Genomic DNA, 21,130 nt, shown 5'->3' on the forward strand with positions numbered 1-21,130 from the left:
ACGCCGGCCATGGAGTGGGGCGGCGCGGCTCGTGACGGCCAGTTAGCGCCGTCTGGACACTAAGCTCTGGGAGTAGCATCCTCTTGTTGGGAGAAGGGGGAAGACTTGCGATGACCAGCAAAGTCACGGCTATCCCAGTTTACACTGCCAAGGACTATCCTCGTATCCGCCAGCTTCCCGGTGCCGATGACATGCCGGCGACTTGGGATGACTGGCATGCAGATTTCGAAGCTTCCAAGGTGGAAAGGCTACACCGTCGCGACTTCACCCACGCCAAAGTCCTCATCAGGCCCGGCAAGTTCAAAGGGTGGCTGGACGACAACTCATTTTCGGCCACCGAGCATGTGCGACAGCTGCATGCTCAGGAGCGCTTGGATTCAAAACGGGCAAGGCAGGAAGGGCGCCGCGAGTTGGAACAAATGCTAATCATCCCACAACGGCAACTGACATCCTTTTATCGGTCGCCACCGCCACGTGTGTCCCACCACGAGCCCGTCACCAAGGGCCCGATCGGCTTGATCTACGCAGCCATAGCCGGTTTGTACCTCGCGTGGCTGGCTCATCATTGGCTTGGTTGAACATAGTCCCCGCGATCTCGCGAAGCGCCGGCCAGGTTGCAGATTTCAAACAGATGCACTACCCAATGCTGCCTTCGGCTGCTTGTCTCCTGTCGACGCAGTAAAGCAGCACGATCCCGAAAAGTTGGAACCGGTTTTCAGACAAGATCATGCTCCATCTAAAGGGTGAAACAGGGCTCTGACGCATGAGGCTGCTTTGGCTTGGCAAATCCCGCAGCGCCGGCCGGCAGCCAACGTCGAACGACATCTATCGCACCGAGATCATCGCCGATGTGCCGGTGCCGGAGCGCAACGAAACCGTTCGCTTCTTCAGCCGCAAGGTAATCCGCCCCGGAAAACTGCGCCGCTTCGCCAATCGGGACCTGCGCGAGAGCCTGCTGGCCTGTTTCTATCTCGGCGTCGCGGCGGTTCTGCCGGTCTCCTGGTGGGAGCCCATCTGCGGCTGGGTGTCGGGGCTCCGGCGCAAGCGCCATTTCCGCAAGGAGTTCGCCCGCTACGACATCGCGGTGAAGGCAGTGCTCGGCAATGCCGCCGACACGCGCGGCATGTTGGAAGCGCAGCTTGCCGCCGTTCACCGCCGACGCCTGACGCTTGCGGCGCATCTCGTGGCCGGGTGGCGCTGGTCGCCGGCGCTCCGGCTGGAAGGCCTCGAAGGACTGCAGCAAGCCGTGCGCAACGGGCGCGGCGTCATCATATGGTGCGACCAGTTCACCGCGCAAACGATCATGGGCAAGCGTGCCCTGCATGAGGCCGGCCTCGATACCCATCAGGTGAGCGCGCGGTACCACGGCTTCTCGCCAAGCGAGTTCGGCTTCCGCGTGATCAACCCGCCATTGATCAAACTCGAGAACCGTTTCCTGAAAAGCCGGATCGTCTTTGAGCGCACCGACGCCTATCAGGTCACAACGCGCATCCAGAAGGTGCTGAAAGCAAACGGCGTGGTGCTGATGACCAACACCGTCTATGCCGGCTCCGCCTTCGCCGAGACCGCCATGGGCGAACGTGGCTGGACCCACCTCGCCTCGGCGCCGGCAAACTTCGCCGCGCGCGCGGGTGCTGCGCTGTTTCACATGGCGACGATCGAGACGATCCCTTTCCGCCAATACCGGGCGATCGTCAGCGAACTGTCCGCGGGCACGCAAGCGCCCGCATTGCCGGCAGGGAACACAGCGGCGAAGAACCTTGCCGTCCAGGCGGGATACATCCTGTCGAAGCGCGACCATATGCTGGAAACGCTCAAACTCTGTCCGGAGCAGATGATGGCCTGGTCAAGCGCCGTGCGGCTGACCGAGCGGCCGACCGAGGCCGCCGTCGGCAATGACGGCGCATGAATACTCTAGCGGGGGATCTCTTTCACGATCCCGGCGACACTCCGCGTTCCGTCGACCGTCACCGCCCGTTCGTCGGCGACGGGCTCTTCCAGCGTGGCGAACTGGCTGTCGACCAGGCTTGCGGGCATGAAATGACCCTTGCGATTGGCGACCCGTCGCCAGGCGGTCTCGCGATCGATCTTCAGGTAGAGGAAGACGACCTCCGGGCAGAAGCGGCTCAGCCGGTCGCGGTAGCTGCGTTTCAGCGCCGAGCAGGCCGCCACCGCTTTCCGCCCGCCGGCGACGGAGCTCGCGATACGCTCGCCGATGGCGTCGAGCCAGCCCTCGCGCAGCGCATCCGTCAGCGGCTCGCCGCGCGCCATGCGCGCCACATTCTCCGGCGGATGCAGCCGGTCTCCTTCGATGAAATCGGCGCTGAGAGCCCTGGCAAGCGCCTCGCCGACGGCCGTCTTGCCGCAGCCGGCAACGCCCATCACGACGATGGCCGGCGCCGTCCGAAGATCGGTCATGCGAAGCTGCGGTCTTGCGCTTGCCCCATCCACGGTCAGCGGCTTGCCGGCGCGCGCCCGTAGAGCAGAAGCATGGAGACGATGACGGCGCCATAGATGATCTGCCGCCCCGCCTCGGGCATCTGCATGACCGAGAGGATGGATTGCAGGAGCGTGATCAGGATCACGCCCGCAACCGTGCCCAGATAGGAGCCGCGCCCGCCGAGGATCGACGTGCCGCCGAGCACGACCGCGGCGATCGACGGCAACAGATAGGCATCGCCCATCGATTGCGCCGCCTTGGACGCATAACCGGCCAAAAGCACGCCGCCAAAAGCCGACAGGCCACCGGAGACGGCGAAGGCGATCAGCACGATACGGCGCGTGTCGATCCCGGAAAGGTAGGCGGCGCGCTCACGATTGCCGATGCCGTAGACGGCGCGGCCGAAGCTGGTGCGGGTCAAAACGAAGACCATCGCGGCGCCGATCAGCGCCCAGATGATGACGGCGTTGGGAACGCCCGGAATGGTGAAGCCGGTTGCCAGATAGCGCATCGCCGCCGTCGCTGAATCCTGTGGCGAGAAACCGCCCGTATAGACAACCATCAACCCTTGCGCCACGGCATTGGTGGCCAAAGTGATGATCATCGAGGGAATGCGCAGATATGCGACGCCGATGCCGTTGACGAGGCCGATCGCGACACCGCACAGGACCCCGAAGGGAATTGCCAAAGCGACGCCGACAGACCCGTAGGCGGCCGCCGCGCAGGCCATCATCGCGCCTGTAGCCACGGACCACGGCACGGACAGATCGATCTGGCCGAGCAGGATCACCAGCATCATGCCGGTGGCGATGACGCCGAGGAAGGACGCGACCTTCAATTGCTGCAGCAGATATTCCGGTGAAAGGAAGCTGCGCGAATAAAGGCTGCCGAGCAGCAGCAGGACCACAATGCAGGCAAAGGCGGTGACGACGGCCGGATCGGCGCGTCGCAGAAATTTGGGCATGCGGCCGGCGATGCCGCCGAGTGTCGTCTCGCTCACAGGAACCACTCCAGCCGGTTGCGCACCCGAAACAGCGCGAAAGCGCCGAGGCTGACCGCGATCAACAGGATAACGCCCTGGAACAACGGCTGCCAGAGCGGATCGAAGTCGAAGACGAACAAGAGGTCGCCGATGGTGCGGAAGGCGAGCGCGCCGAAGATGGCGCCGATGGCGCTGCCCTTGCCGCCGAACAGCGAGACGCCGCCAAGCACGACGGCGGCGATCGAGAACAGCGTATAGGCGTTGCCGCTCGCATAGGCCGCCTCGCCCGTATAGGTGAAGAAGGTCAGGAACAGCCCCCCGATGGCCGCAAGCAGGCCGGCAAGCGTGTATGCCAGGAACTTGCCCCTGCGGATCGGCACGCCCGACATGTAAGCCGCCGTCTCGGATGAACCGGCGGCATAAGCGGCGCGCCCGAGTTCGGAGCGACTGAACGGCACCCAGACGACGAGCACTATGACGAGCAGCGCCACGAGGCTCGCCGGCACCACGCCGAAGAAACGCCCGGTCAGGAAATCCGCAAGATCCTCGTTGACCGAACCGCCCGGAACCGGTCGCAAAAGCAGCGCCAGGCCGAAAAAGACGGCGCCCGTGGCTATGGTGGCGACGATCGGCTGCAGCCGACCGTAGATGACGATAGCGCCGTTGACCGCGCCGCAGAGGAGCCCGGTGCCGAGCACAGCCAACACGCCAAACGCCGTCTCCAGGCCGGTGCCGATCACCAGCCATGAAGCCATGCAGTTGGTGAGCGTGAAGATCATGCCGACCGACAGGTCGATGCCGGCGGTGATCACCACCAATGTCTGCGCCATGGCGACGAAGGCCAGCAGCACGCCCTTGTTGGCGGCCGTCTGCACGACATTGGCGGTGAAGCCGGCCGGATGGTTCGCGCTGTAGATGGCGAACATGACGATGAAGATGCCGAATGCCAGCAGCGTTCCGCGCTGCTCGGCCAGCCAGTAGCGCCAGTCCTTCACGCGCCCGCTCCCTGCCTCGGCCCGGCACCTTCGCCATGGATGTTGAGCGCGCTGGCGATCAGCGCGTGCTCGGTGATCTCGGCGCCGACCAGCTCGCGCTTGACCGCGCCGTCATAGAGCACCAGCACGCGGTCGCAGCAGCCGATCAGCTCGTCATAGTCGGTCGAATAGAACAGGATCGCGGCGCCCGCGTCGGCCAGCTTGCGCATCAGCTGGTAGAGCTCCTGCTTGGTGCCAACATCGATGCCGCGCGTCGGATCGTTGAGCAGGATGATGCGCGGCTGCCGCATCAGCCATTTGGCGATCACAACCTTCTGCTGGTTGCCGCCGGAGAGCGCGCCGACAGGGATGTCGAGACCCGCCGTCTTGATGGCCAGAAGCCCGACCATGTCGTCGATCAGCCGCTGCTCGGCGGCGCGGTCGATGATGCCGCCTTTCGACAGCCTGTCGAGCGCCGCGAAGGACAGGTTCTCGCGCACCGTCATCGGCAGCATCAGCCCTTCGGTCTTGCGATCCTCGGGGATCAGCGCCATGCCGATGCGGCCGTGGCTGGCCGCGGTCGGGCTGGCGATCGAAACGGGCTTGCCGTCGATCAGGATCTCACCTGAAAGGCCACGCAGCACGCCGAAAAAGGCAAGCAGCAATTCGCGCTGCCCCTGCCCGTCGAGACCGCCGAGGCCCACGACTTCTCCTGCCCTGACGCTCAACGAGATATTGTCCAGCCGGTCGGCCCAGGAGAGATTGCGCGCTTCGAGAACCGTCGTCGCGGCCGCAGTTGGACCGGGTTTCGGCGGGAAGATATGACTGTATTCGCGGCCGATCATCAGCTCGACCACTTCATTGTCGCTCTTCGAGCCCGCGGGGTAGCTGGCGACGTTGCGGCCGTTGCGGAACACCGTGCAGTGGTCGGCGAGCTCGGCGATCTCGTTCATGCGGTGCGAGATGTAGAGCAGCGCCAGCCCTTCCGAGCGCAGCCGCTTCAGCACCTCGAACACCTTGGCGACATCCGCCGCCGTCAGCGCCGAGGTCGCCTCGTCGAGGATCAGGATGCGCGGTTTCCGGGCCAGCGCCTTGGCGATCTCCACCATCTGCCGGCGCGACAGCGGCAGATCCTTGACCAGGGCACAGGGATGGATGTCGGAAGCCCCGGCGCGTGCCAGCGCTTCCTCCGCGATGCGCCGCTGCGCCTTGCGGTCGATCATGCCGAAGCGTTTCGGCGGATCGGAAATGACGATGTTGTCGGCGACGCTCAATTCGGGAATGAGCGACAGTTCCTGGAAGATGCAAACGATGCCGGACTGATTGGCTGCTGCCGGCGAGGCGAAGCTCACTTCGCGGCCGTCGAGCGTCATCGTGCCTTCGTCGGGCGCCACGACGCCGGCCATGATCTTGATCAGCGTCGATTTGCCGGCGCCGTTCTCGCCCAGAATGGCGTGGATGCCGCCCGCGGCGACCGTCAGGTCGGCCTTTTCCAGGGCCCGCACGCCGCCATAACGCTTGGAGATGCCTTCCATGCGGAAGAGCGGAGCCGCGCCGTCCATCAGCCCTCCCTGGCCGTTTCGAGTTGAGAACAGGAGGACGGTGCCGCGAGCTCGCCGCGGCACCGTCCGGTCAGACTATTTGTTTTCCTTGGTCTGGCCCATGATTTCCTGCGCGGTGAAATTGATGCCGCAGGTCGGGAAGGAATTGCCGACGAAGAAATTGTCGGACTGGTCCGGGAAGTAGTCCTGGCCGGCCTTGAAGTTCGGATCCTCCACGATAGCCAAAGGCAACTTGACCGATTGCGGCACGACATTGCCCTCGAGCGCCGAGATCGCGGTCTTGATGGCAACCGCCACCTGTGCGGGGCCGGTGCCGGCGGACGAGCATTTCAGTCCATCGGCAGCGTGCGCGGCGCAGAACTTGCGGAAGCCGTTTTCCGTCTCGCCGCCGAAGGGCACGAAAGGATGCTTGGCGTCGATCATCGCCTGCACGATGCCGGTGTCGCCGCCCTGCCCGGTAACGCCGTCGAACGGCCCGCTGGTGGCGATGGCATCGGCCGTGGCCTTTTGCGCCACGCCGTCATCCCACTTGCCGACGACCTCGGTGACATCCCACTTCTTGCCCGACCCATCGAGCACCTCGTGGATGCCGTTGTGGCGATCGGTGTCGACCGAGGTGCCGGCAACGCCGCGCACTTCGAGCACCTTGCCGCCATTTGGCACATGCGCGACCAGCCACTTGCCCCAGAGCTCGCCGAGGCCCTTCTGGTCGACATTGACGTTGATGGCATCCTTGGTGTCGAGGATGTTGTCGAAGGCGACGAGCACGACGCCGGCTTCCTTGGCGCGCTTGATGACTGGCCCGAAGGCGGTCGGATTCTGGGCATTGACGACGATCGCGTCAAAGCCGGAATCGATGAAGTTGTTGATCGCCGAAATCTGCGCCGGCACATCCTCGCCGGTCGACACGACCTTGAATTCCTTGAGCTTCTTGGCGACATCCGGTTGCGCCGCGTAGGCCTTGGCCGTCTGGATCATCTGGATGCGCCAGGTGTTGGCGATATAGCCGTTGGCAAGCGCGATGCGATACGGACCGTCTTTCTTCGGAAACTTGAAAAACTGCGTGTCGGCCGCCCAGGGCGCGAAGCAGTCCGGCTCGGCCGCCGGTCCCTTGACCACTTCAGGTCCGGCGATCGCCGACGAACTCAGCATGACGAATGCAGTGGCGGCAACGACGCCGCCAACGAGTGACTTGATCATCGATATTCCTCCCAGTTGCAGTTCTGCTTGTGATGAATCATGGCGCTACCGGCCGGCATCCTCCACCGAACCGAACGCGCTCACAGGGCCGCCCGCGTCGCCCTGATCCTCCTCTCCCCCTCAGCTTCCTGGCAATTTAGAAAACTATCATATTATACATAGTAAACAAGCTCGGACTGTTGCTTATGTATAATAAACAGCCTCTCGACCTTGCCGGACGTTGATTTTACAGACAAATGGTAGCGCTACCATGATTGGGTGTAAAGCGCGCCTTCGACATTTTTCCGGACTTTTCAACGCGCTGTGCTCTCCCGCCGCACGAGCTCGAAACCGAGATCGAGGATCCGCTGTTTCGGTGGGTTTCCGGCAATCGCCGCAAGCGCCATGGCGACGGATCGGGTGCCGATCTCATAGCGGTGGGTGCGCACGCTGGTGATCGAGGGAAACGACACCTGCATCATGTCGAGGTCGTTGAAGCCGACAATGCCGATCTGCTTCGGCACGTCGATCGAAGCGCGGTGGCATTCGAACAGGACCCCGAGCGCGATATCGTCATTGTTGCAGAACACGCCGTCGAGCGTGGGCATCTTGGCCAGCGCGTCACGGAAAAGCTCGCGCCCGAGGCTCACGCTTGACGGCACCGGCGTCGTGGTGACCAGCCGCGGATCGAACAGCCCCGCTGCCTCCATGGCGGCGCGGTAGCCGGCAAGGCGCCGCTGCGAACGAGGATCCATCCTGGCGCCGATGAAGCCGATCCTGCGGTAGCCGGCCTGCAGAAGGTGCTCGGTGGCCGTCCTGCCGCCGTCGAAATGCGAGAAGCCGACCATCATGTCGACCGGATCCGGCCCGGTCTCCATCACCTGCACCACCGGGCAACCGGCATTCTCTAGCAGTCGTCGCGCGCTGGGCGTCTGGTCGATCCCGGCCACGATGAGCGCCGCCGGGCGCTGCGATCCGAAAACCTGCAGCAGTCGCTCCTCCTCCAGGCCGGAATAATGCGTGTTGCCGATCTGGATGCGGAACGGGCTGTCGGAGAGGCTGTCGTAGATGCCGCGCACCACCTCGGCGAAGACGTTGTTGGTGAGGGATGGCACCAGCACGCCGAACACTTCGGCGCGCGCCGAGGCAAGCGCGCGCGCGTTCGGATCGGGCACGTAGCCGAGTTCGTCGACCGCGGCCTGTATCTGCCGGCGAAGGTCCTCCGATACCCGTCCGGGCTCACGCAGCGCTCGCGATACGGTGATCGCGCCGACGCCCGCCTTGCGTGCCACATCGGCAATCGTCGGACGGCCGCCGCCGCGGCGGGAGCGCGGCCTGGTCAAGGGCGGGCCTCGTGCGGCAAATCCCGCCCGCTGCGCGCCTGCAATGCCATTGACCCTGGTGTCGCCATCTCGCAGGCCTGTACCGCGTTCACTGGCCTTGGCGTCGCGCAGCCGCGATTTGTTGTCAAGCCGAAGCGTCTTGCCGTAAAAGCGCCGGCACGAGCCTGTCAGGCCGCGACGACGACGCTGCGTCTTGCCTTCCAGAACACCAGGACCATCACCAGGATGTTGAGCAGGTTCCAGGCAATCCCGTTGAGGAAGGCGGCCGAGTAGGAACCGGTGAGGTCGTAAATCCAGCCCGACATCCAGCCCCCGATAGCCATGCCGAAAATGGTCGCCATGATGACGATGCCGACCCGTTGGCCAGCCTCTCTGGCAGGCATGTATTCCCGCACAATGATCGCATAGCAGGGCACGATGCCGCCTTGCGACAGGCCAAATACCAGCGAGACGAGATAGAGCGAGGCAAGACCGTCGAAGGGAATGTAAAAGAACAGCGACAGGCATTGCAGAACCGAACCGATAAGCAAGGTCCGCACTCCGCCGATCCGATCGGCGACGAAGCCGGAAGCAAGACGGCTGACGACGCCGGCGGCCATCATGATCGAAAGCATGTCGGCGCCATGCGCGACGCCGTAGCCGAGGTCCAGGCAATAGGCGACGATATGCACCTGCGGCATCGACATCGCCACGCAGCAGCCCAGACCAGCTATCACCAGCAGCATCTGAAGTGCCGCCGGCGACAATGCAATCGGCTGGACCAGGCGCGTGCCTGGCGAGCCTGCCACCACCACCGGGGCACGCCGGCGCAACATCAAAACCAGCGGCACCATCGTCACCAGGCACACGACGCCGATTGCCAGATAGGTGAAGCGCCAGCCCTCCGCCCTCATCAGCGGCGGTATGATCGCCGGCCAGACCGTTCCGGCGAGATAGCTGCCGGACGCAGCCGCAGCCACCGCAACGCCGCGCCGACGATTGAACCAGTGCGAGATGTCGGCGATCAGCGGTCCGAAAATCGCCGATGTTCCCAACCCGATCAGCAAGCCTTGAGCGAAGGTGAACTGCAGGATTGAACTGGAGAGCGACGCCAGCAGGAAGCCGGCAGCCAGCGCCGTTGAGGAAACAAGCGCCGGAATCCAGTAGCCGACACGATCGATGGCGCGCCCGACCAGCACGTTGCCGGCCGCGAAGCCAACCATGGTCGCGGTGTAAGGCATCGACGCCGCGGCGCGATCGACGCCGAACTCGGCCTGGACCGCCGGCAGAACGACGACCACCGCCCACATGCCGACGCCCCCTATGGTCGCCAGCAAGACGGAAATGGCCAACCTCGTCCAGGCATAAGCGCTGTCTATGCCTGGGGACGCTGCATTGCTGGAGATCGTCGTCAAGGCGTTCCCTGTCTGCTGTTCTCGAAGTCGGCGGTTCGGCCTCCACTATCGGCGTATTTGCCGGGCCGAGCAGCGCCACGACCGGTCAATCCGTGGCACCAGAGCCGGGAACCCCTCTCATTTCCTGGAGTTTTGCCTCAGAGCAATTCCAGGAAAAGTGTCTAACGGTTTTCCGTCCGGAATTGCTGGAAACAAAGAGATAGAGCGGTTCGGCGGCAAACCGCTGAACCGCTCTGGCAAGGAGTTTCGCCATGACCGCAAAGAAGAAATGGTCGGCCGATGTGACCGAGCACAGCGATGCGCTGGAGCTCGAGGAGCACGTCTTCGAATCCGACGACGCCAGGAAGATTGCCGCCTCGCTGAAGCGTTCGGCCGAGCACAGCGACCGCCGCAAGGCCGAGCCATTCCAATCCGCCATGTCGATGCTGAATTTCTACATCAACCGCGCCGGCAAGAACCTGCCCGAGGAGCGCAAAAAGGTGCTGGAAAAGGCGAAGGATGAGCTGCGCGTCGCCTTCGGCCGCGAGAAGCAGGGTTAGGATTCAGCGTCCCAACGGACTTAACGCGATTGAATGACTTCGTCGGTGTTGGCCAGCAGCTTGCGGACCGCGCTGCGCGCCGCATCGGGCCTTCTCAGGCGGATATTCCTCTCGATCGCCTCATGCAGCTTCTGGACATGCTGCAGATCGTCCAGCTCGCGCGTCGTGTAGGCGAAGAGGTGGTCGAACGCGGATTCGATCAGCACGCCCAACGGCACCAGGAGGTCGTTGCCCGAGGCCCTCAGGATGGCGAGGTGGAAGCGCGTGTCGGCGCGGGTTCGCTCCTGCAGGTTGGTGGCTTCGCCCATCTCGCGGCAGGCCTGGCTGATCTCGGCCATCTGCTCGTCGCTACGCCGCATCGCCGCGAAGGCCGTCGCCTCCGGCTCGATGATGTGGCGGAATTCCTGCACCGTCTTCAGGAAAACCTCGCGGTCCGGCGACGTCGCGTACCAGGCGAGCACGTCGCGGTCGAGAAGGTTCCAGCGTTCCTTCGGTTCGACCCAGCTGCCGATCTTCGGCCGCGACGCCAGAAGGCTCTTCGCCATCAGCATCTTGATCGCCTCGCGCACTGCCGAGCGGCTGACGTCGAAGGTCTCCGACCATTTCGCTTCATTGGGCAGGATGGTCCCCGGCGGATAGTCGCCGCGCACGATGCGAAGACCGATCTCGCTGGCCAAAGAGGTATGCACGCTGGCACCGGGGATGCGTGGCGCGTCGGCCCGGCGGAAGCCAGCCGGACGTTCCGCGGCCGCCATCTTCATCGGCCTTTTTTCCTTGTTCGGCTTAGCGTCCCGCATAGGTCCACAAAATCCCGTTTTCAGAGCCTGTCAAGCATGGCAAACCCGCTTTGCCACAACCTGCTGAGATGTGCACAGATCAGCCGGCTCTTGGCCTCGCCTTAGGCGGTTTTGACGTATTTGCGCCAGCTGTGCTCAGGCCGGAAGCCGAGCACGTCGCGCGCCTTGCGGTTCGAAAGCAGCGTCTCATATTCGCCGAGTTCGGCCTTGACCGGCACGCCCGGATAAAAGCGCCTCAAAAGCTCCGCCGTCGGCAGGTCCGACGAGCTATCGTCATTGGCCGCGTTGAACACCTGGTAGCCCAGGCCATCCTTCTCGATGGCGCGCAAGGTGATCTGGCCGAGGTCGCGCGCGTCGATGTAGCTCCAGGCGATGCGCTTTCGGAAACCTGGATCGGCAAACCATTTCGGGAACAGCGAATATTCATGCGGCTCGATGACGTTGCCGATGCGCAGCGCATAGATGTCGCCGCCGCTGCGCAGCGCGAAGGCGCGCGCCGTCTTCTCGTTGACGATCTTCGATAGCGCGTAAGAGTCCATCGGGTCGACGTCATAGTCCTCGTCGAGCGGAAAATGCGTGGGGTTGCGCGGCTCATTGGCGAAGACCAGCCCGTAGGTCGTCTCCGAAGAGGCGATGATGACCTTGCGGATGCCGAGCTTCACCGCCGCCTCTATGACGTTGTAAGTGCCCATCGCATTGACGCGGAACACCTCGTTGTCCGGCGTGATCATGATGCGCGGGATCGCCGCGAAATGCACCACGGCGTCGACCGGCTGGGCCCTCAGCGACGGATCGAATTCGTGCAGGCCCATATAGCTCGACAGGGCGTTGAACACCTGCCCGCTGTCGGTGATGTCGGTGATCAGGGTGCGCACCTTCGGATTGTCGAGCGGCTTGGTGTCGATGTTGAGCACCTGGCAGCCATGTTCGACCAGATACTGAACGACATGACGGCCTGCCTTGCCGCTGCCGCCGGTGAACATGATCCGCTTGGTCATTTTGCTCTCCACAAGGCTCGGGAATTATGTGTATTGTCGGACAATATGGCATTCCGCAATCGCCCGCTACCGCGATCCGCGAAAACCTATCGCCCGCCGAGCGCCCATCACCACGAAAGACAGGGAAGAGACGACATGAGCACCACCGCTGCCCGCGAGAACATCGGTTTCATCGGCCTCGGCCTGATGGGGCACGGCATCGCCAAGAACATCGTCGACAAGGGCTATCCGCTCACCTTCCTTGGCCGCAAGAACCGCAAGCCCGCGGAAGATCTTTTGGGACGCGGCGCCAAGGAAGTGGCCACCTCGAAGGAGGTGGCTGCTGCTTCCGACATCGTCTTCATCTGCGTCACCGGCTCGCGCGAGGTGGAGGCAATCATCCGCGGCCCCAGCGGGCTGAAGGAAGGCCTGAAGCAAGGCTCGGTGGTCGTCGACTGCTCGACCTCCGATCCGGTCTCGACCGTGGCCCTCGCCGCCGAACTCAAGGCGCTCGGAGTCGACTATGTCGATGCGCCGCTCAGCCGCACTCCGAAGGAGGCTTGGGAAGGCACGCTCGACGCCATGGTCGGCGCGCCGGACGCGGTGTTCTCCAGGCTCAAGCCGGTGATCGAGACCTGGGCCGGCCGCATCGTCCATATCGGCGACACCGGCGACGGCCACCGCATGAAGCTGCTCAACAACTTCGTCTCGCTGGGCTATGCGGCGATCTATTCGGAGGCTCTGGCGCTGGCGCAGAAGGTCGGCATCTCGCCGGCGCGCTTCGACAGCGTCATCCGCAACGGCCGCATGGATTGCGGCTTCTACCAGACCTTCATGCGCTGGACTTTGGAGGGCGACCGCGACGCGCACAAGTTCACCATCGCCAATGCCTTCAAGGACCTGACCTATCTGGAATCGATGGCGGGCGCGGCCGGCATCGCCAACCCGCTCGGCAACGCCACCAAGAATTCGTTCGCGACGGCGCATGCCGGCGGTCCCGCCGAACAATATGTACCGATGCTCGCCACCCATATCGGCAGGCTCAACGGCATCGACCTGATGCCTTCGAAGGACGGCGTGAAGCAGAAAATCTGAGAGCAATTCCAGGAAAAAAAGGGGCGCCTTGCGGGCGCCCCTTCTTTTCTCGATGGTTGCGGATGCAGCCGGCGCCTACTTCTGGATGCAGGTGTCTGCCGTTTCCTTGGTGCATTCGTCGAGGCCGGTGAAGACCGGATCGTCGACCTTCTTGCCGCCGATGAGATCGAGCATCACCGCCGGCGCCTTGTAGCCCATTTCGAACGGACGCTGCCCAACCAGCGCGGTCACCAGGCCTTCCTTGGCGATCGCCACCTCGTCGCCGATCGTGTCGGCGGCGCCGATGACGAATTCGTTCTTGGCGATCTTGTCGGCCATCGGCTTGAACAGGTCGCGATAGGGCTGCGGGGCGCCGAACAGCGGCCAGCCGCCCATGATGCCGAAGGCGTCGAGCTTCGGATTGGCGGCGAGGATGTCGGTCATCGCCTGCACGCCCTTGGCGCCGTCGTCATTGGTGAACACCGGGCAGCCGGGGGCTTCGGTCCAGCCGCCTTCGCCGGCAAGTGTCGCCAGGCCTTCCTTGCCCGTCAGCGCATCGCGCATGCCTTGCGCGCGGCGCAGGATGTTGTCGGCCGCCGGATTGCCCTCGATGGTGCAGACCGTGCCGCCATTCGGCTTGGCCTTCTTGATATATTCACCGATTTTCTTGCCCATCAGGTAGTTGTCGGTGCCGAGATAGGTCTTGCGAAGGGCGGCGTCTTCCTTGGCAAGGTCGGCGTCGACCGTCATGATCGGGATCGACGGATTGGCGCTCTTGATCGTCTGCGCGATCAGCGGCGCGTTGGACGGCGAGATCGCCATCGCGACCGTGTCGGGCTTGCTCAGCATGTCCTGCACGATCTGCGCCTCGCCGGCTTCGTCCGAGGTCGACGCCGGGCCGGTGTAGAAGCACTCATATTCCGAGCTGGCGTTTTCCTTGTTCCACTTCTCGCAGCCCTGATGGATGGCTTCGAAGAACGGGTTGTCGAGACCTTTTACGACGATGACGAGCTGTTTCTTGGCCAAAGCCGGCCCGGCGCCCAACGCCATGGCGGCGACGGCGGCAAGCAAAAGTGTTTTCCTCATATCAGTCCTCCCTTTAAACAGACGGACACCGCGTGCCCGCCACACCGATCAGACCGGATGTACAGAACGATGCCGAACATCTTCCCAATGCTCGTGTTCCGGGCCGGACTGATAAGCATTTGCCGATCCGTTTGCCCCAAATATTGGCGCAGCCGAATCCTTGATCGTCAAGCCATTTGCCCCGTTCCGCCCTATGCGCGCTCGATGGGCAAATTATTCCTCCAAGGCTAGCTAATATCGGCTTTTCGCCAACGGTCAATTGCTATTTGTCCTACAAAACCGATTTTTTGTCGAGTCTCGAAATTAATCGTCAGACAATTGATTGACGGCTTTGCCGGCTTTTGCCTAAATGCATGTATCGCACCGTTCGTGAGGAGATGGACGGGCGGAACGCAAGCGCTGCTGGCAAGCCGGCAAAACTGCTGCGTCAACAAATGGGGAGGCCTAAGGCTGGTGTCGGTTCTCGAACTCGCCAACATCTCGAAACATTTCGGCGCCATCCAGGCGGTCAACGACGTTTCGTTTTCGCTGGAGGCCGGCGAGGTCGTCGGCCTGATGGGCGACAACGGCGCCGGCAAGTCGACGCTGGTGAAGATGATCGCCGGCAATTTCCGCCCGAGCCATGGCACCATGCATCTGGAGGGCAAGGAGATTGTCATGCACAAGCCGGCCGAGGCCCGCCAGCACGGCATCGAGATCGTCCACCAGGACCTGGCGCTCTGCAACAATCTGACGGCCGCGGCAAACGTCTATCTCGGCCGCGAGCTCCGCCGCGGCGTCGGCCCGTTCCGCATCCTCGACTACGCCGCCATGTACAAGCGCGCCGGCCAGCTCTTTGCCGAGCTGAAATCCGAAACGCGGCCGCGCGACCTGGTCAAGCAGATGTCGGGCGGCCAGCGCCAGGCGGTGGCGATCGCCCGCACCATGCTGTCGCAGGCCAAGATCGTGCTGATGGACGAGCCGACGGCGGCGATCTCGGTCCGGCAGGTGGCCGAGGTGCTGAACCTCATCCGCCACCTGCGCGACCAGGGCATCGCGGTTGTGCTGATCAGCCACCGCATGCCCGACGTGTTCGACGTCGCCGACCGCGTCATCGTCATGCGACGCGGCCGCAAGGTGGCCGACAAGAAGATCGCCTCGAGCTCGCCCGAGGAAGTCACCGGGCTGATCACCGGCGCCATCGAACAGGTTGCGTAGTCGCGTGGAAAACTTGGCGCCCCAGCCCCTCAGGAAAGGTCGATAATGGCAGTCACTCTTGACCAGACGATCGCGCAGAAGCAGCACACTTTCCTGTCGCGGCTCTTGGCCAACCAGACATTCTGGGTGGTGATCGCGGTCGTCCTCGCCTGCCTGTTCCTGTCCTTCGCGACCGATTCCTTCGCCACGTCGAAGAACCTTTTCAACATCACCCGCAACGTCACCTTCGTCGCCATCGTCGCGCTCGGCATGACCTTCGTCATCATCACCGGCGGCATCGACCTGTCGGTCGGCTCGGTGCTTTGCCTGTGCTCGATGGTGCTCGCCGTCACCATGCATGCCGGCTATTCGATCGAGATCGGCATCCTGGCCACGATCGTCACCGCGCTCGCCATCGGCGCCTTCAACGGCGTGCTCATCGCCTATGTCGGCTTTCCGCCTTTCGTGGTGACGCTCGGCATGCTGTCGGTCGCGCGCAGCCTTGCCATGGTCGCCTCGAACAACACCGTGGTCTTCCAGTTCGGGCCGGACCACCAGAAGCTTCTGGCGTTGGGCGGCGGCGCCTGGCTCTTCGGCATCGCCAATCCGGTGCTCTACATGATCATCCTGGCGCTGATCACCGGCTTCATCCTGCGCTGGACAAAGTTCGGCCGGCACATCTTCGCCATCGGCGGCAATGAGCACGCGGCCACGCTGACCGGTGTGCCGGTCAAGCAGATCAAGGTGGCCGTCTATATGATCTCGGCGCTGTCGGCCGGGCTCGCCGGCATCATCCAGACCGGCTGGCTCGGCGCCGTCACCACCAATCTCGGCACCGGCATGGAGCTGCAGGTCATCGCCGCCACCGTCATCGGCGGCGCCAATCTCGCCGGCGGCGTCGGTACCGCGCTCGGCGCCATCGTCGGCGCCGCCCTCATCGAGGTGATCCGCAACAGCCTCGGCCTGCTTGGCATCAACGCCTTCTGGCAAGGCACCTTCATCGGCGGCGCGATCATCCTGGCGGTGCTCTTCGACCGCATCCGCAATTTCAGGCGCAGCGACTAGGCTCCCCCTTCCCCCCTTGTGGGGGAAGGTGTCGCCGAAGGCGACGGATGAGGGGTGTTCCAGGGAAAGCCAGCGTCTCACTCCGCTGGAACACCCCTCATCCGTCTCGGCGCTAGCGCGCCGATCCACCTTCTCCCACAAGGGGAGAAGGAGAAACCGCCCCTATCGCTCAGTCTGAAAATCCATTGTCGGCATCGGGCACAGCTTCCACGGCATTCTGCCCGCCTTGACGCAGCCGCACCCCGGCAGCACTATCCTCCGGCGGGCGAAGGGAGGCCAGTCGTCCGCGGGAGGAACGATACCCATGACGGACGCGATCAGGCTCTACTGGGGCCGGTTCGGACATGTTTCCGTGCTGAATGTCGCCAACGACTTCGTTACCCATGCCCATGGCGAGGCGCATCTCATTATCTGGCTGGAAGGCACGGCCGGCGAAATGACCATAGGCCGCGAGACGGTACGGCTTGGGCCTGGAACCGCGGCCGGCATCAACTCGTTCCAGCCGCACAGCCACGCGCTGTCGCATGACGGCAGGCCCGGCCTGTTCCTCGCCTTCTACATCGATCCCGATTGGGCGCGCCGGCGCCGCGACCTGCCATCCTCGGCGCCGCTGTTCACACAGGCCTCGATCACACTGGAGCCCTGGCTGCACCAGGCGGCGGCGAACCTGCTCGATCACCTCACCGACAATGAAAGCATCGACGACGTCGCCAATTACGAGATCGAGCGTTTCATCGACTCAGTGCTCGACGCCGCGGACGCTTCGTCGCCGCAGATAGCTCGTGCGCGCATCAACACGATGCTCGACTTCCGCGTCCGCAAGGCGATCCAGCTGATGAAGGCCAATGTCTGCGAGCGGATCTCCTTCGATGACGTCGCCCGCAGCGTCGGCCTCTCGCGGCCGCATTTCTTCGCGCTGTTCAAGGAACAGACCAACCTTACGCCGAACGTCTACTGGAACACGCTCCGCATGGAGGAAGCTGTGCGGCAACTGCAGTGGTCGCAGGAGCCGCTGATTTCGGTCGCCTGCAATCTCGGCTTCACCACCCAGGGCAATTTCTCGCGCTTCTTCCGTGACCATGTCGGCGTGCCGCCGACGCTCTACCGCGAAGCCGCAAGAGCGACAGTATAAGGCGCGTTGAGATTCAGGTCAGGCCGAGCCGAAAATGATGGTTTCCGAGAACCGGAGCGGAGCGTACTTTTCGTACGTGAGCACCGGAAGCGCAGGAAGCCGCCATTTGCAGGCCGGTCTCACCTGAATATCAACACGACTTTTTCCGACTGGTTGATACGCGCTCAAGACGCATTGATAAGCGTCAGCCCTTCAGCCGCCTTAGCCTTTCTCTCGATCTTTGCAAGGGAACCAGTCTATGGCGAAAGTCACCATTTCAAGCGTCATCGACGCGCCGGTCGAGCAGGTCTGGGCGCGCATCCGCGACTTCAACGGTTTGCCCGGTTGGCATCCGCGCATGGTGGAAAGCCAAATCGAGGACGGCAAGGACGCCACCACGATCGGCTGCGTGCGCAATTTCAAACTGGTTAGCGGCGCGACATTGCGTGAAAAACTGCTCGACTTCTCCGACGAGAATTTCCTAGTCAGCTACTCCATCCTCGAAACGCCGCAGCCGCTCACCAATCACAAGGCGACCCTGCAATTGCGCCGCGTCACCGACGGCAATCGCACCTATGCGGAATGGACGGCGAGCTTCGATGCAGCGCCGGAAGACGCCGATAAGCTGGCCGAGGGCATGGGCGCCAACGTCTTCCAGGGCGGCTTCAATGCCCTGAAGGCCCATTTCGCGGGCCAGACCTGACCGGAGCGCGCCATGTCGCTTGCGCTGCAGACTTTTTCGACCGTGAAGGACGCCAATGCCGCCTTGCGGGCCGCCGGCACGCGATATCTCGGCGGCGGCACGCTTGTCGTCCGCGCCGCCAATGAAGGCGACGTTTCCGTCTCCAGCCTGGTCCGCGTCACCGATCCTGGCCTGTCACGGATCGCGGTTTCCAGCGGCAAGGCCCGGCTCGGCGCTTCGGTCACCATGGCTGCGATCGCCCGTCATCCAGAGCTTGCCGCGCTCGCGCCGGCCGCGCGCGCCATCGGCGGGCCGGCGATCCGCAACATGGCGACCGTCGGCGGCAATCTGTTCGCCCCTGCCCCTTACGGCGATTTCGCCGTGGCGCTGCTGGCGCTGGACGCGACAGTCGTCACCGAAGACGGCGAGACGCCGATCGAGGCCTTCCTGGCCGGCCGCGACACCAGCCGCGCCATCGTCACCGGTGTCGGCTTTGCATTACCCATGGCGAAGAGTTTCCGTTTCCTGAAAGTGTCGCGCGTCAAGCCGAAGGGTGTGTCGGTGCTGAGCATCGCCGCGCTTCTGGAACTCGCCGCTGACGACACGGTGGCCTCGGCTCGCATCGCGCTGGGTTGCATGGCCGACCGGCCGATACGCGCCACCGCGGCGGAGAAGGCGCTGCTCGGCTGCACGCTCACGCCGCGGGAGATCGCGCCGGCGCTGGCCGCCGCGCCCCAAGGCACTGCGCCAATCACCGACCCGATCGCCAGCGCCTGGTATCGCGCCGAGGTCCTGCCGGTCCATCTCGGGCGACTGTTGCTGAGCTAACCATTCGTGGGGACGCGCGTCTGTTCGGTTCATCCGGGCAGGCGCGCAGGGAGGAAAGATGGCGAAGGTCCCGGTTCAATTCACGCTCAACGGCTCCGAAAAGGCCGAATTCATTGAAAGCGGCACGACGCTGCTCAACGCGCTGCGCGACAAGATCGGCGACACCTCCCCCAAGGGAGGCTGCCACCAGGGCACCTGCGGCGCCTGCTCGGTCATCATCGACGGCGAACTGCGGCTCTCATGCCTCACGCTGGCCGAGACCTGCAACGGCGCCGACATCAAGACCACTGCAGGCCTCGCCGAAGGCGGCGTGCTGCATCCGCTGCAGCGCGCCTTCCTCGATGCCTTCGCCACGCAATGCGGCTTCTGCACGCCGGGCATGATCATGGCGGCAAAAGTGCTGCTCGACCGCACGCCGAATCCCAGCCGCGACGATGTGGTCGAGGCGCTGTCCGGCAACATCTGCCGCTGCACCGGCTATGAGCCGATCATCCAGGCAGTGCTGACGGCCGCCCGTGCCAACTCGCAGAACGCCGCCTGAGGGAACGAGCCATGGAACTGCGCAAGGATTATTTCGCCGATGTCCGCAAGGACGGCCTACACGAGATTGGCCAGCCGCGGCCGCGCCTCGATTCGCCGGGACATGTCACCGGCAAGACCACCTATTTCGCCGACCGCAACTTTCCAGGCATGCTGCATCTGAAGATGGTGCGCAGCCCGCATCATCATGCTCGCATCCGCTCCATCGATACGTCTGAAGCCGAGAAGCATCCAGGCGTCGTGCGCGTGCTGACCGCCAGGGACGTGCCGCACAACGTCTACACCATCCTGATCTTGATCCAGGTCGGTCCCGAGGACGAGACCGTGCTCGCCGACGGCAAGGTGCGCTGGAAGGGCGAGGCCGTGGTGGCGGTGCTGGCCGAGACCGAGCGCGCCGCGCAGGAGGCTGCCGCCAAGGTCAAGGTCGATTACGAGGTGCTTCCCGCGGTCTTCGACATGGAGGAGGCGCTGAAGCCCGGCGCGCCTTTGGTCAACGAATATCACGGCCAGAACTACTATCTCTATGACAGCGGCGAGTGCCGTAAGGTGCGCTTCGGCGATGTCGAGGCGGGCTTTGCCCAGGCCGACCACATCCTCGAGCAATCCTATCAGTCCTCGCCGATCGAGCACGCGCCGACCGAGACGACCGGCTGCGTGGTGGCGCCCGAGGGCAACGACCGTTTCACCTGTTACACCAACACGCAGGCGATGTTCTTCACCCTCGACAATGCCTCGATCATCCTGCAGATGCCGGGGTCGAAACTGCATTTCGTCGGCGGCACGGTCGGCGGCGGTTTTGGCGGCAAGGTTGACGTCATCGTCGAGCCGATCGCCATTCTCGGCGCCAAGCTCACCGGACGCCCGGTCTCCTTCGTCTACAGCCGCGAAGAGGAGATGCAGATCTCCTCGCCGCGCGCGGCCGAGAAGGTCGTCATCAAGGACGGCGCCATGAAGGATGGCCGCATCGTCGCGCGCAAGGTGACCGGCTACACCGACGCCGGCGCCTATTCGCGCCATTCTCCCTATGGCGCGCAGAAGGGCGCCGCGCATTATCCCGGGCCCTACACGATCCCGAATGTCTGGATCGACACCTATTGCGTCTACACCAACCGCACCCCCTCGTCGGCCATGCGCGGCTTCGGCGTCACCATCGGCGACTTCGCGCTGGAGGTGCAGATGGACAAGCTGGCGCGGCTGATCGGCATGGACCCGCTCGAGTTCCGCTTCATCAACGCCTATCGCGACGGCGACATGAAGGCGCATCGCCAGCCGACCGAAGGTGCGGCGCTGATCGAATGTATGCAGGAAGCCTCGCGCGCCGCCAACTGGCCTGTGGCGGAGAAATACATGGCGATGTCCTCCTACAGGAAGGGAGCCTGAG

General features: G+C 63.7%; 21 protein-coding genes. 11 read left to right on the forward strand and 10 right to left on the reverse strand.

The features are described 5' to 3' along the window. The first annotated feature begins 110 nt into the window (after positions 1-110). The gene (locus tag CK230_RS03285; RefSeq protein WP_095815728.1) at positions 111-578 is read left to right on the forward strand and encodes a hypothetical protein; all 468 of its coding nucleotides are present in this window, start codon (positions 111-113) and stop codon (positions 576-578) included. A gap of 185 nt (positions 579-763) precedes the next feature. Then, entirely contained in the window at positions 764-1,909 is a 1,146-nt protein-coding gene (locus tag CK230_RS03290) for a hypothetical protein (RefSeq protein ID WP_095815729.1), read from the forward strand. A 5-nt stretch (positions 1,910-1,914) separates the two neighbouring features. On the opposite strand, the gene CK230_RS03295 is transcribed toward CK230_RS03290, so the two are convergent. The 7 genes from CK230_RS03295 to CK230_RS03325 all read right to left on the reverse strand — a co-directional run bounded on the left by CK230_RS03295 (position 1,915) and on the right by CK230_RS03325 (position 9,874). Next, positions 1,915-2,418, reverse strand: coding sequence for a gluconokinase (locus CK230_RS03295; protein WP_245429801.1), 504 nt, complete (start codon positions 2,416-2,418; stop codon positions 1,915-1,917). A gap of 35 nt (positions 2,419-2,453) precedes the next feature. After that, positions 2,454-3,440 (reverse strand): ABC transporter permease, encoded by a 987-nt coding sequence (locus CK230_RS03300; protein WP_095815730.1) that lies wholly within the window; start codon positions 3,438-3,440, stop codon positions 2,454-2,456. Further along, positions 3,437-4,417: an ABC transporter permease gene (locus CK230_RS03305; RefSeq protein WP_095815731.1), complete on the reverse strand. Its 981-nt coding sequence runs from the start codon at positions 4,415-4,417 to the stop codon at positions 3,437-3,439. The genes CK230_RS03300 and CK230_RS03305 overlap by 4 nt, the downstream gene beginning before the upstream one ends. Continuing rightward, the gene (locus CK230_RS03310) at positions 4,414-5,958 is read right to left on the reverse strand and encodes a sugar ABC transporter ATP-binding protein (protein ID WP_095815732.1); all 1,545 of its coding nucleotides are present in this window, start codon (positions 5,956-5,958) and stop codon (positions 4,414-4,416) included. The genes CK230_RS03305 and CK230_RS03310 overlap by 4 nt, the downstream gene beginning before the upstream one ends. 75 nt (positions 5,959-6,033) lie before the next feature. Further along, positions 6,034-7,158 (reverse strand): sugar ABC transporter substrate-binding protein, encoded by a 1,125-nt coding sequence (locus CK230_RS03315; protein ID WP_095815733.1) that lies wholly within the window; start codon positions 7,156-7,158, stop codon positions 6,034-6,036. Positions 7,159-7,451: 293 nt separating this feature from the next. Then, on the reverse strand, positions 7,452-8,480 hold the full coding sequence (locus CK230_RS03320) for a LacI family DNA-binding transcriptional regulator (protein WP_095815734.1): 1,029 nt from the start codon (positions 8,478-8,480) through the stop codon (positions 7,452-7,454). A 167-nt stretch (positions 8,481-8,647) separates the two neighbouring features. Next, on the reverse strand, positions 8,648-9,874 hold the full coding sequence (locus CK230_RS03325) for an MFS transporter (RefSeq protein WP_095815735.1): 1,227 nt from the start codon (positions 9,872-9,874) through the stop codon (positions 8,648-8,650). Positions 9,875-10,125: 251 nt separating this feature from the next. Between CK230_RS03325 and CK230_RS03330 the strand changes: the two genes are divergently transcribed. Then, entirely contained in the window at positions 10,126-10,413 is a 288-nt protein-coding gene (locus CK230_RS03330) for a DUF3175 domain-containing protein (protein ID WP_095815736.1), read from the forward strand. A gap of 20 nt (positions 10,414-10,433) precedes the next feature. Here CK230_RS03330 and CK230_RS03335 read toward each other — a convergent pair whose 3' ends face one another. Then, positions 10,434-11,174 (reverse strand): FadR/GntR family transcriptional regulator, encoded by a 741-nt coding sequence (locus CK230_RS03335; protein WP_245429802.1) that lies wholly within the window; start codon positions 11,172-11,174, stop codon positions 10,434-10,436. Positions 11,175-11,311: 137 nt separating this feature from the next. Next, positions 11,312-12,208, reverse strand: a complete 897-nt coding sequence (locus CK230_RS03340; RefSeq protein WP_095815738.1) for an NAD(P)-dependent oxidoreductase — start codon at positions 12,206-12,208, stop codon at positions 11,312-11,314. Between the two features lie 45 nt (positions 12,209-12,253). Between CK230_RS03340 and CK230_RS03345 the strand changes: the two genes are divergently transcribed. Then, positions 12,254-13,282 carry an NAD(P)-dependent oxidoreductase gene (locus tag CK230_RS03345; protein WP_280952513.1) on the forward strand — a complete coding sequence of 343 codons (1,029 nt, stop codon included), beginning with the start codon at positions 12,254-12,256 and terminating at the stop codon, positions 13,280-13,282. 75 nt (positions 13,283-13,357) lie between these two features. Here the strand turns inward: CK230_RS03345 and CK230_RS03350 are convergent, their stop codons facing one another. Then, the gene (locus CK230_RS03350) at positions 13,358-14,347 is read right to left on the reverse strand and encodes a sugar-binding protein (RefSeq protein WP_095815740.1); all 990 of its coding nucleotides are present in this window, start codon (positions 14,345-14,347) and stop codon (positions 13,358-13,360) included. Positions 14,348-14,800: 453 nt separating this feature from the next. On the opposite strand from CK230_RS03350, the gene CK230_RS03355 reads away from it, so the two are divergent. The 7 genes from CK230_RS03355 (at position 14,801) to CK230_RS33960 (ending at position 21,129) form a co-directional block, all read left to right on the forward strand. Then, on the forward strand, positions 14,801-15,544 hold the full coding sequence (locus CK230_RS03355; RefSeq protein WP_095815741.1) for an ATP-binding cassette domain-containing protein: 744 nt from the start codon (positions 14,801-14,803) through the stop codon (positions 15,542-15,544). 45 nt (positions 15,545-15,589) lie between these two features. Continuing rightward, positions 15,590-16,588: an ABC transporter permease gene (locus CK230_RS03360; RefSeq protein WP_095815742.1), complete on the forward strand. Its 999-nt coding sequence runs from the start codon at positions 15,590-15,592 to the stop codon at positions 16,586-16,588. A 304-nt stretch (positions 16,589-16,892) separates the two neighbouring features. Further along, on the forward strand, positions 16,893-17,720 hold the full coding sequence (locus CK230_RS03365; RefSeq protein ID WP_095815743.1) for an AraC family transcriptional regulator: 828 nt from the start codon (positions 16,893-16,895) through the stop codon (positions 17,718-17,720). A gap of 238 nt (positions 17,721-17,958) precedes the next feature. Beyond that, positions 17,959-18,402 (forward strand): SRPBCC family protein, encoded by a 444-nt coding sequence (locus CK230_RS03370; protein ID WP_095815744.1) that lies wholly within the window; start codon positions 17,959-17,961, stop codon positions 18,400-18,402. A gap of 12 nt (positions 18,403-18,414) precedes the next feature. Beyond that, complete coding sequence (locus CK230_RS03375; RefSeq protein WP_095815745.1) at positions 18,415-19,209, forward strand: FAD binding domain-containing protein; 795 nt, start codon at positions 18,415-18,417, stop codon at positions 19,207-19,209. Between the two features lie 58 nt (positions 19,210-19,267). Then, a complete protein-coding gene (locus CK230_RS03380; protein ID WP_095815746.1) occupies positions 19,268-19,750 on the forward strand; it encodes a (2Fe-2S)-binding protein in 483 nt (160 codons plus the stop codon). A gap of 11 nt (positions 19,751-19,761) precedes the next feature. After that, positions 19,762-21,129 (forward strand): xanthine dehydrogenase family protein molybdopterin-binding subunit, encoded by a 1,368-nt coding sequence (locus CK230_RS33960; RefSeq protein WP_095815747.1) that lies wholly within the window; start codon positions 19,762-19,764, stop codon positions 21,127-21,129. Position 21,130 lies beyond the last annotated feature (1 nt).

Source organism: Mesorhizobium sp. WSM3859 (genome assembly GCF_002295065.1).
GTDB lineage: Bacteria > Pseudomonadota > Alphaproteobacteria > Rhizobiales > Rhizobiaceae > Mesorhizobium.